We start from the raw sequence: 10,794 nt of genomic DNA on the forward strand, positions 1-10,794 counted from the left end.
TGTGCCCCCTTTTATTTTCCCAACTAGATATAGAGTTTAGAAGAAAACGACGGCTAATTTCCAGCCGCTGTCCGCGTGTCTTAAAAATACTGATTTAATTCCAGTTTTCCGCACATCGCCTTTCAAGACTTTCCCCGAGATTCGAAAGATAACCAGACATCCCGGAAAGAAAGTTAACCCGAACACAGCGCCGAAACTTTCATCACAATCTAATCCGCGAATTCTTTTGCAAGCCCCGCCGGATTCGAAAAATACTGAAGAATGCCGCAGAAGCATTAAAATATCAAGCAGAGCCGGCTGATACGGAAATATTGCAAATTCGATATTGCAGCGCCGCAGCACTGCAGCCATTACAGCCGCTGCAAAAATCACAGCTTTGCAAAATAATTTGATTTGGAGATTAATTTAGTGCCGAAAAGCAACGGGAACGAGCAGCATACACACGATACGGTTCAGCAGCAGAAACAGCAGAAGCAGCAAAAACTCGGCAAAAGAACATCTTCCGCGCCGAAAAGAATCAGCAGCAAAATCACCGGAAAAATCAGCAGAAATTGCGGAAAAATCCGCGGAATCGCAGCAGTTTTCAACCCTTTAACACAGCCGAATTAGCTGCCCGCAAAGCGAGTGTGCCGCAGCTGAATTACCCGTCGGAACTGCCGGTGAGTGCGCAGCGCGAAAATATTGCGAAAGCAATTTCGGAAAATCAGGTAGTAATCGTCGCCGGGGAAACCGGATCGGGAAAACCACCCAACTGCCGAAAATCTGTCTTGAAATTGGGCGCGGGATTAACGGGATGATTGGGCACACACAGCCGCGGCGAATTGCTGCCCGCTCAGTTGCCGAGCGGATTTCCGCGGAACTCAATATTGATCTTGGGTCTGTAATCGGCTACCAGGTCCGCTTCACTGAAATCGTCTCCCGCAGCACGCTCGTAAAACTTATGACCGACGGAATCCTCCTCGCCGAAATTCAAGCCGACCCAACCTTAAGTAAATACGACACAATCATAATTGACGAAGCCCACGAGCGTTCACTGAACATTGACTTCCTCCTCGGGTATCTTGCACAGCTTCTCCCAAACCGCCCGGATTTGAAGCTGATTATCACCTCTGCAACGATTGATTCACAGCGTTTTGCACAGCACTTCGGGCGTTATACCGCAGTTGCGGAAACTTCCCCGCAGCACAGCGGCGCAAATAACGCACCTGCAAAACTTCCGAATCCGCCGGCGGAAAAATCGAAAAATCCGCAAATTATGCACCAGCCCGCACCGATAATCGAAGTGAGCGGGCGTACTTTCCCGTTGAGATTCGTTACCGTCCATTAGACGGCAGCTATCAGCAAGCTTCTGCCTACAGCAGCGACAGCAATAACGACGGCGATAACGAAAATTATCTCGATTCAGATCCGCAAGACCAAATTTCCGGGATTCTCAATGCTGCCAGCGAGCTAATGAACGAAGGCGCAGGCGATATCCTCGTCTTCCTCTCCGGAGAAGGCGAAATCCGCGAAACACAAAAAGCATTCCAAGACGAACTCGGTGCGCGCTATATTGAACCCGGCGGTTCAGCAAAATTCCCAATGCCGTCGAAGTGCTTCCGCTCTTTTCGCGGCTTTCCGCCGGTGAACAGCACCGCATTTTTGAGCGCCGCAGCCATCGGCGGATTATCCTTGCCACCAATATTGCCGAAACTTCACTTACCGTACCGGGAATTCGTTACGTAATCGACCCTGGAACTGCCCGCATTTCACGCTATTCGAACAAAACAAAAGTACAGCGCCTGCCAATTGAGCCAATTTCGCAAGCCTCAGCAAATCAGCGTTCCGGCAGATGCGGCCGCGTTGCTGAGGGGATTGCAATTCGGCTCTATTCCGAAGACGACTTCACTTCCCGCCCGGAATTTACCGAACCGGAAATTCAGCGGACCTCACTGGCGGCAGTTATTCTGCAAATGGCAGCGTTAAATCTTGGTGAAATAGCAGATTTTCCATTCATCGATCCGCCGGAAATGCGTGCCGTGCGCGCAGGCACCCAGCTCCTTGAAGAAATCGGCGCACTCGAAATCGGGATCCGCAAACCCCGTCTCACAAGCATCGGCAAAAACTTGCCCGCCTTCCAATCGATCCTCGCCTTGGGAGAATGCTGATTGCAGCGAACGAGACCGGCTGCGCGGCAGAAGTACTTGTGCTGGTTGCCGCAATGAGCGTGCAGGATGTGCGCGAGCGCCCAATCGAATTTAAGGCACAGGCAGATCAGCTTCATGCCCGATTCACTGACCCGACTTCCGATTTTCTTAGCTACCTGCATCTTTGGCGTTATTTACGCACCCAGCAGCGTGAACTTTCCGGATCGGCTTTCCGGAAAATGTGCCGTGCCGAATACCTCCACTGGCTGCGTTTTCGGGAATGGGAAGATGTGGTTGCGCAGCTGCGCCAGCTGGCACGGCCGCTTGGGATTACTTTGAAACCAATCGCAATCCCCGAACAGGAGCAGCTGCGTGAAGCTGCGCACGCACTCACAGCTGAAGCAAAAGACACCTCACAGAACCGCGACGTGATTGCAGCAGTAAAAACACTCGGAAATTCAGCTGACGTCCCCGCAGCTGACGCAATCCACCAATCACTCCTCGTCGGAATGCTTTCCAATCTTGGAAATTGGGATGAACGCAAACGCGATTATGCCGGGGCGCGCGGTACACATTTTGTAATTTGGCCTGGATCCGGGCTGTATAGACGCACTCCGGCCTGGGTGATGGCAGCTGAACTTGTGGAAACTTCCCGGCTTTTCGCCCGTACTGCTGCGCGGATCGATTCAGATTGGATTGAGCAGGCGGCAGCGCACTTGCTGAAACACCAATTTTCTGAACCGTATTGGTCTGCCCGCAATGGCGCAGCGATGGCGCATGAGAAAGTCACGCTATACGGCATGACGGTAATTGCAGACCGCCCAGTGCTGCTTTCGAAAGTCGGCACGCCTGATGCACAGCAGCTTGCGCGCGAACTGTTTATCCGCCACGGATTAGTGGAAAATCAGTGGCGGGCGCACCACAAGTTTATTCAGCATAATAAACGTGAACTCGCTGCAGCGAGAGAAGTGGAAACCCGGCTGCGGCAATACGGCCTAGTTGCAGACGAAAATGCACAATTCACTTTTTTGCCGAGCGTTTACCGGAAAATATCGTCTCCGGCCGGCATTTTGATTCGTGGTGGAAAAAGAGCAGCACAGCCGTCCTGAACTGCTGAATTTCACACAAGATTTCCTACTCGGTACCGCGAATTATCACGAAGCTGATTTCCCGCAAACTTGGGTGCAAGGCGAAATTGAACTTCCGATCGTTTACGGATTCCAGCCAGGCGCCCACGCCGACGGAATCACGATTGAAGTACCGATCACGCTTTTACCGCAACTGCGCGATGAAGGTTTCGACTGGCTCGTGCCGGGAATGCTGCCCGAACTGGTGCAGGCAGTAATCCGGGCATTACCGAAACCGATTCGGCGGCATCTGGTACCGGCACCAGATGCGGCACGCGAGATTTTAGCGTTATTGCCTTCATGGCAAGAGGCTACACAAAATCCTGGCGGAACTTCCGGCACGGATTCAGATTCGCAGTTAAACTCCGGCAGCGATTGCGTAAATGGAATCCTAAGCTTCGAAAAAGCTTTCACTTCCGCCGTCCGAAAGTTAAAAAATATTGATATTCCGCAAGAAGTGTGGGAAAAGTGATCCTCCCGCCGCATTTGGAAATCACGTTTATCGTTCGTTCCGAACGCGGAGCAGTACTCGACGAGGGAACATCATTATCGAAACTGCAGCGTGATCTTGCACCGCAAACACGCAAGGCCGTCGAAAAAGTGATGCAAGGAGCTATCGCAGAAGCACTCGAAGCTGCGCGGGTGAAGATTCTCGCCGATAATGCCGCCGCTGCAGCAAAACTGCATGCCGCCAAAACGCAAGCAGCCTTTGAAACAGAAAAATCCGCACTGCTCACGGCGAATCTTTCAGCTAATATTTCCGCAGATTTCACGGCAGATCTCGGTCATCTTACAACCTGGCCGAAACTCGCCGCCGGTACGCTTCCAGAACTGATTGAAACTCCTGGCCCAAACGGAGCTATTGTGCGCGGATATCCGGCACTCGTCGAGATAACAGGCGAAACGCGAAATTCGCCGCAAACGGCGCTGCCGGTAGCTTTGCAGGTGCTCGCCGACCCGGCTTTGCAAGTGCGCGATCATCAGCAGGGCGTGATTCGGCTTCTTACTACTGAACTCGCACTCCCGGAAGGAAGAATCGTTTCGCGTTGGAATCATACAGAATCTTTACTGCTGGCAGGTTCGCCATATCCAGATACGAGTGCGCTTACAGCAGATTTACAGCTCACTGCGGTCCGAAATATCAGCAGAAAGTGGGCAAAAGCAAACAAGTGTCCGCTTGGGCAGCTGCGCACGGAAACTGAATATCTCGAACTGCGCAAATATTTGAAAGACCGCATTGAAGATGAAATCTATCGGATTGCCCAAATCTGCGCCCGAATTTTCAGCGTTTGGAGTGAAGTCAGCGCAGCTGAACGAATGCCGGCAGCAAAATCTGCGGCAATGATTAACACAATCGAAGATGTCCGCAGCCAAGTGCAGACATTAATTTACGACGGTTTCATTTCGCAAACGCCGGATTCTTCACTCGCGGATTTGATCCGCTATCTTCACGGTATGAAATACCGCATTGAAAAAGCTCCGGAGAATCTTGCAGCGGATGCGGAGAATGCTGAAACAATTGCTGAGATGGAAGATTTGCTTGCAGCAGAGCACGCCGCTTTCGCACAGGAAAAGTATGATCCGGTCCGTGCAGCTGCGCTTGAGCAAGTAAAATGGATGATTCAAGAATTGCGCGTCTCGCTCTTTGCGCAGCCGCTCGGCACGAAAATGAAAGTCTCCCGCAGCGCATTACAAAACTCCTCATTTCATAGCAGGTAATTTCCCAGATGTTTCGCCGTATTTGCTGCGTTTTGTATATCAGGGATTCGTGTTCGCTGCCGCTGCCTCTTGAAAACAGCGTCTTTACCCGAAAAAATAAACCAATAAAGATAAACAGATAAAGTAAAAGATTCATCACCCAGAACTAAATTCACAATCAACAACCCAGAACTACTTACTCATGGATTTAACAGCTGCAGCCGAGTTGGCTTGGGAATTACTCGCCAAGCATGAATTAAACGATTGGAGTTTCGATTTTGACCGTGCCCGCCGCCGTGCAGGAGCCGCAAATTTTTCGAAACAGCAGATCACAATCTCCCGCGAACTCACGAAATTTTACTCCGCAGACCAGGTGCGCGACATTATTTTGCACGAAATCGCGCATGCGCTCGTTGGAGCAAACCACGCACACGATAATGTGTGGCGCGCAAAATGTCTCGAAATAGGGGCAAAACCAGCAGCCCGTCTCCGTGAAGACCCGCGTACCGCCGCAGCTTCACGCCCAAATCCGCTTTGGATCGGATCCTGCCCGAGCGGCCATACGATTAATCGTTACCGCCGCCCCCGCACCCCGCAATCCTGCGGACAATGCGCCCGCACTTTTTCAGCTGAATATTTAATTTCGTGGAGAAATACCCGCACCGGAGAGATAATATCTTAAATGATGACGGCACCAACTTCAATCAAACCGCACACCGGGCAGGCGAGCAGCATGCGAACCAACAGTAAACTTCTTTCTGCTGAAGCCCGCAGCGCATATTTAATGCTCACTCCCTCATTCATCGGTATCGGCATTTTTCTGCTTGTTCCGCTGTTTGCCGCCGTCGTTCTTTCCTTTACAGACTGGAATCTAATCGCTCCCGCAAAATGGGTGGGAACCGCAAACTATCAGCAGCTTGCCGGCGATTTCAGTTTTTGGAATTCACTGCTGGTCACTTTTATCTTTACTGCCCTTGCGCTGCCGGGATCAATAATCATTGGACTCTTAATTGCACTCGCCCTGAATCAGCGTCTCCCAGGATCGCGTTTTATGCAAATTTGCTTTCTCCTTCCGTGGCTAGCTGCCCCGCTTACACTCGGCATTATCTGGTCTTGGCTCCTCGCCCCGCGAACCGGACTAATAAATATTTTGCTCGGCACAAACATTGCATGGATCAGTTCAGAAGCGTTTGCCCTTCCAAGCATTGCTTTTGTCTATATCTGGCAAAATTCCGGCTATATTTCACTCTTTTTCCTTGCCGGACTGCGGGCAATTCCAAAAGAAATTTTTGAAGCAGCCCAGATCGACGGAGCCGGCGCTTTCCGGCGCCTAATTTCAATCACCTTGCCGCTGCTGCGCCCAACCACTTTCTTTGTCTGTGTGACTTCGTTTATCTCAGCATTCCAAGTGTACGACCTGATTTACGGCTTAACCGGCGGAAATCCAGGCTATCCCGGCGGTACCACCGATGTGATTACGGCAAGAATTTACGAAACAGCTTTCACTTATCCGCGGATTGGAATGGCGGCAGCAATGGCCGTAGTGCTGACTTTGGCGATTCTTACAGCCGTTTTTCTCCAGCGGCACTATTTTAAACCGCGGATTACATCCGAAATCAGCGGTATGCAATGAGCGGAGCGGGGAATGATTAGCGAATCAGGAAAAATTCCCTGCAGCACGGCAGCAGCTGCTGTGTCTGCGGGAAAAAGTACGAACCAGTACACATTCAGCCGGCGGGCAAGCATTTGCGCCACCTATGCTTTCCTCATCGGCGGAATGCTGCTTTCAGTACTGCCGTTCGGAATTTCACTAATAACTTCCCTCCGCACCGAACAAGATTTGGCAGCTGCCGGCCCGCTCGCACTTCCAGCTGCGCTCACCGCGGAAAACTACATCGTTTTATTCACTGAACACGCATTTTATGTTCCGCTTGCCGTCACATTGCAAATGGTTGGCGTAATCGTATTTGGGCAGCTATTTACCTCAGTGCTCGCAGCCTACGCTTTCGCCCGCCTGCGTTTCCCTGGCCGTGAAGTAATTTTCTGGCTCTATCTTGCCACTTTGATGATTCCTGCTGCCATATTAATGATTCCGCTATTTTCCGGAGCTGCTGCTTTTGGTTTGCGGAACACTTTCGCCGGACTGGTGGTTCCATTCATGTTCGGTTCACCCTACGCAATCTTTTTATTGCGTGAGAATTTCCGTGCAATTCCGCAGGAAATTCTGGATGCGGCAAAACTTGACGGCGCCGGAAATTGGCGGCAGCTTTTCGCGATAGTACTTCCAATGAGCCGCCCGATTATTGTTACGCTGCTGCTGATTTCCATAGTTACTCAATGGAATTCATTTATGTGGCCGAAAATTATTGCACCCGATTCCGCCTGGCATGTGCTTTCTGTAGCTGCCTCAGCACTGCAAACACAATACACAGCGAACTGGACTCTGGTGATGTCTGCCGCTGCGGTGACTATACTTCCGCTCCTCCTAGTGTTTATCATTTTTAACCGGCAAATCATGCGTTCACTCGGCGCAATTACATCGGCACAATAAATTTGCATTTTCTTTGCAGCCGCGCTGCTGCCGTCATAATTCTGACCCGCTAGTGCGCCGGATTTTCGTTAGCGTGCGAAAAGATTTATTCCTGCGTTATCCTTGAGTGTAGCTTGCTGTCAAGATTGGAACCGTATTCGCGCCGTCGAGGCGGTTTATTTCACCCCATTAGTTCCGGAATGTAAAGGTTGCCGCCATATGGATATCCGTCGTAAAATCTTCGCCGCCGCTGCCGCTGCCGGATTCGCTTTGAGCGGATGCTCTCCTGCCGCAAATCAAACGCAGCCAGATTCACCTGAAGATGCCGGCAGTGCAAAAACCGCAATTACTTTCCGGCTTTGGGACGAGACAGCGAAAGCCTCGTATGAGCGTTCATTCAAAGAATTTACGAAACAGAATCCAGATATTGATGTGAAGCTTGAACTCGTACCGTGGGATAACTATTGGAAGCAGATTCCGCTTGATATTTCCGCAGGGCAGATGGCTGATGTGTATCTCGTAAATTCCGCTAATTTTGCGCAATACGCTGATGCCGGAAATCTTTTGGATATTTCCAAAACGGTTGGCAGCAAACATGAACAATGGCAAAAATCTGTGGTTGATCTTTATACACGCAACGGCGTGCTTTGGGGTGTGCCGCAGCTTTGGGATTCGATTGCGCTGTTCTATAACAAAGATTTGTTGGAGAAAGCTGATGTGGATCCAACGAAACTTACCTGGGCGCCTTTCACTGCCGACGGCTCTCCCGCCAGTGAAGACACATTCTTACCCGCGGCGAAAAACTGACCGTCGATACTGGCGGGAAGACAGCTGCGGAAACAGGTTTCGACGCGGCAAATATCAAAACTTTCGCTTTCAACGCACAAGCTGATATGCAGGCAATTTATCTTGATTTCTGGGCGCAGAACGGCGCTGTTTATCAGCAGAATGACGGCACTTTTGATTTCGGAAGCGATAAAGGCGCCGAAGCTGCCAAGTATCTTATTGATTTAATTCATAAACATCATATTGCTCCGCCAGCTGCTGAGACGAATATTAATCCAGACATCTCGCGGGATTTATTTATTCGCGGCGAGATGGCAATGTTCCAGTCAGGTCCATACAATCTGAAGCATATCGCCGCTAATGCGAAGTTTGATTGGGGAATTGCTCCGATGGTTTCCGGGCCTGAAGGCCGCGTGAGCGTGGTGCACGGAGTTGCTGCCGTGGGTAATGCGCAAACGAAACACAAGGAAGCAGCAGCAAAACTGCTCACTTGGCTTGGATCGAAAGCGGGGCAGCTGCCATTGGCTGCCGACGGTGTTTCTTTCCCCGGTGTGGTGGAAGCGCAGGAAGCTTTTGTGAATTATTGGGCGAAGCAGGGGTAGATGTTTCAATATTTGTGAAAGCTGCTTCGCAGCAGACTACTCCGGCACCGTTCGGCGCAGAAGTAGCAGCCGGGATAAATGCCTATACTCCGCTTCTGCTGGATCTTTTCCTTGGAGCAAAGCCGGTGCCTGCAGGTTTGAAAGAAGCACAAGACGCCGGCAATAAGGCGATGGGGAAGTAAATTATTTGTTAAATTATTTATTAATTTCCGCTGTAATGATTCCGTCTGCTCCGCGTTCAATCACGGTAAGCGTTTCATAGAATCCTTCTTGCCCGCCATACCACGGATCGGGAACATCATATTCGCCGTCGGAAGTATAAAAATCTGAATACCGTGACCGTTTCCGGCAGCGTTCCAAGTTTTCCAATACACCGCCAGTACCAAAAACTCCGTTCGGGCAATACGGCGCAGTACCGTCGTACTCCCGCCAAAGATGCAGTTTCGCTAAATCTGCACCCGCTTCGTTCATCATTCGGCGCAATGCGTGAGCGTGCCCAACCGTCATTGCCAGAATGAGATCTGCTTCCTGGAGTTCTTTTTCTGTTGCGCGATGTGCAGAGCGCCGGGGAACTGTGTAACCTGCTTCGCGCAGTACCAGCTGTGCACGCGAATCGATTGGATTTCCTTGTTCTTCAGCGGAAACAGCCGCAGATTTTACTTCCGAATTCGCAATCCCTGCTTGTGCCAGTTTTTCCCGCAGCACAACCTCGCCCATCGGAGAGCGGCAAATATTTCCGGTGCAAACCACGAGAATGCGGTATGGTGAGTTCATTTTCTTCCTGCAGCTTTCAGCTGTGTAAATTACGTGCCGTCACAAATACTCGCGAACCTGGCGCGAGTATTTGTGAAATGTCAATGTCCGCGAATCAGAAATCCCAATCCGCATCTTCAGTAGCTTCTGCCGTACCAATCACATAGGAGGATCCGGAACCGGAGAAGAAATCGTGGTTTTCGTCGGCGTTTGGTGAAAGCGCCGCAAGAATTGCCGGGTTCACTGCCGTTTGATCCGCAGGGAATAGCGCCTCATATCCAAGGTTCATCAGGGCCTTGTTTGCGTTGTAGCGCAAAAACATTTTTACGTCTTCGGTCAAACCCATCTCGTCGTAAAGCGATTCAGTGTATCCCTCTTCATTGTCATATAGATCCATCAACAGCTCGAAAGTGTAATCTTTCAATTCTTGCTGCCGTTCCGGGAAGCTTTCTTCACTGCCTGCTGGTATTTATACCCAATGTAGTATCCGTGTACGGCTTCATCGCGAATAATCAGGCGAATCAAATCTGCGGTATTGGTAAGTTTTGCGTGCGCAGACCAGTACATCGGAGCATAAAATCCGGAATAGAAGAGGAATGACTCCAGCATTGTAGAGGCGACTTTCCGCTTCTCCGGATCGTCTCCGCGATAATAGCTGAGCACAATTTCAGCTTTCTGCTGCAGATACTCGTTTTCCTCAGACCAGCGGAAAGTTTCTTCAATTTCCTCCGTCGAAATGAGTGTGGAAAAATCGAGGAATAAGATTTTGCATGTACCGATTCCATAAAAGCAATATTGGTGTATACCGCTTCTTCATGCGGCGTGATTGCGTCTGGAATCAGTGATACTGCACCGACGGTGCCTTGAATCGTGTCAAGCAAAGTCAAACCGGTAAACACCCGTGTGGTCATCTGCTGCTCATGCGGCTTAAGTGTGTTCCAGGACTGAATATCATTCGAAAGCGGAATTTTTCTGGAAGCCAGAAATTGCCGGTTAAACGTTCCCAGACTTCTTGGTCTTTTTCGTCCAGAATCTTATTCCAGTTAATCGCCTGTACCGCAGACACCAGCTTCAACTTTTCACTGCTCATCTCAACCTCTAATTCCTTATCGATTTCACATTCGGTTCTAGTTATTTCAAAGTTATCAATTTTCCCGTTTCCGGATTCTGCT

11 protein-coding genes and 2 pseudogenes are annotated in these 10,794 nt (G+C 50.3%); 7 read left to right on the forward strand and 6 right to left on the reverse strand.

From position 1 onward, the window contains the following. Nucleotides 1-36: 36 nt before the first annotated feature. Nucleotides 37-372, reverse strand: a complete 336-nt coding sequence (locus RQN30_RS07210) for a hypothetical protein (RefSeq protein WP_353059894.1) — start codon at nucleotides 370-372, stop codon at nucleotides 37-39. 254 nt (nucleotides 373-626) lie between these two features. On the opposite strand from RQN30_RS07210, the pseudogene hrpA reads away from it, so the two are divergent. The 7 genes and pseudogenes from hrpA to RQN30_RS07245 all read left to right on the forward strand — a co-directional run bounded on the left by hrpA (nucleotide 627) and on the right by RQN30_RS07245 (nucleotide 9,051). Beyond that, nucleotides 627-4,972: pseudogene (hrpA, locus tag RQN30_RS07215) on the forward strand (ATP-dependent RNA helicase HrpA). A gap of 181 nt (nucleotides 4,973-5,153) precedes the next feature. Then, complete coding sequence (locus RQN30_RS07220) at nucleotides 5,154-5,633, forward strand: SprT-like domain-containing protein (RefSeq protein WP_353059895.1); 480 nt, start codon at nucleotides 5,154-5,156, stop codon at nucleotides 5,631-5,633. Beyond that, the gene (locus RQN30_RS07225) at nucleotides 5,634-6,584 is read left to right on the forward strand and encodes a carbohydrate ABC transporter permease (protein ID WP_353059896.1); all 951 of its coding nucleotides are present in this window, start codon (nucleotides 5,634-5,636) and stop codon (nucleotides 6,582-6,584) included. A gap of 12 nt (nucleotides 6,585-6,596) precedes the next feature. Beyond that, nucleotides 6,597-7,502 carry a carbohydrate ABC transporter permease gene (locus RQN30_RS07230; protein WP_353059897.1) on the forward strand — a complete coding sequence of 302 codons (906 nt, stop codon included), beginning with the start codon at nucleotides 6,597-6,599 and terminating at the stop codon, nucleotides 7,500-7,502. 198 nt (nucleotides 7,503-7,700) lie between these two features. Then, nucleotides 7,701-8,288, forward strand: coding sequence for an ABC transporter substrate-binding protein (locus tag RQN30_RS07235; protein WP_353059898.1), 588 nt, complete (start codon nucleotides 7,701-7,703; stop codon nucleotides 8,286-8,288). Nucleotides 8,289-8,374: 86 nt separating this feature from the next. Next, on the forward strand, nucleotides 8,375-8,869 hold the full coding sequence (locus RQN30_RS07240; protein WP_353059899.1) for an extracellular solute-binding protein: 495 nt from the start codon (nucleotides 8,375-8,377) through the stop codon (nucleotides 8,867-8,869). Beyond that, complete coding sequence (locus RQN30_RS07245) at nucleotides 8,851-9,051, forward strand: hypothetical protein (protein ID WP_353059900.1); 201 nt, start codon at nucleotides 8,851-8,853, stop codon at nucleotides 9,049-9,051. The genes RQN30_RS07240 and RQN30_RS07245 overlap by 19 nt, the downstream gene beginning before the upstream one ends. Before the next feature lie 13 nt (nucleotides 9,052-9,064). Here the strand turns inward: RQN30_RS07245 and RQN30_RS07250 are convergent, their stop codons facing one another. The 5 genes and pseudogenes from RQN30_RS07250 to RQN30_RS07265 all read right to left on the reverse strand — a co-directional run bounded on the left by RQN30_RS07250 (nucleotide 9,065) and on the right by RQN30_RS07265 (nucleotide 10,712). Then, a complete protein-coding gene (locus RQN30_RS07250; RefSeq protein ID WP_353059901.1) occupies nucleotides 9,065-9,643 on the reverse strand; it encodes a low molecular weight protein-tyrosine-phosphatase in 579 nt (192 codons plus the stop codon). A gap of 94 nt (nucleotides 9,644-9,737) precedes the next feature. Beyond that, on the reverse strand, nucleotides 9,738-10,019 hold the full coding sequence (locus RQN30_RS12575) for a ribonucleotide-diphosphate reductase subunit beta (protein WP_491608661.1): 282 nt from the start codon (nucleotides 10,017-10,019) through the stop codon (nucleotides 9,738-9,740). 23 nt (nucleotides 10,020-10,042) lie between these two features. Continuing rightward, entirely contained in the window at nucleotides 10,043-10,285 is a 243-nt protein-coding gene (locus RQN30_RS12580) for a ribonucleotide-diphosphate reductase subunit beta (RefSeq protein ID WP_491608662.1), read from the reverse strand. 41 nt (nucleotides 10,286-10,326) lie between these two features. Beyond that, nucleotides 10,327-10,605: pseudogene (locus RQN30_RS12585) on the reverse strand (ribonucleotide-diphosphate reductase subunit beta); the annotation flags it as partial. Then, on the reverse strand, nucleotides 10,530-10,712 hold the full coding sequence (locus tag RQN30_RS07265) for a hypothetical protein (protein ID WP_353059902.1): 183 nt from the start codon (nucleotides 10,710-10,712) through the stop codon (nucleotides 10,530-10,532). The gene RQN30_RS07265 and the pseudogene RQN30_RS12585, both read right to left, overlap by 76 nt. Nucleotides 10,713-10,794 lie beyond the last annotated feature (82 nt).

Origin of the sequence: Arcanobacterium hippocoleae (genome assembly GCF_040360365.1) — a bacterium.
Taxonomy (GTDB): Bacteria; Actinomycetota; Actinomycetes; order Actinomycetales; family Actinomycetaceae; genus Arcanobacterium_A; species Arcanobacterium_A hippocoleae_A.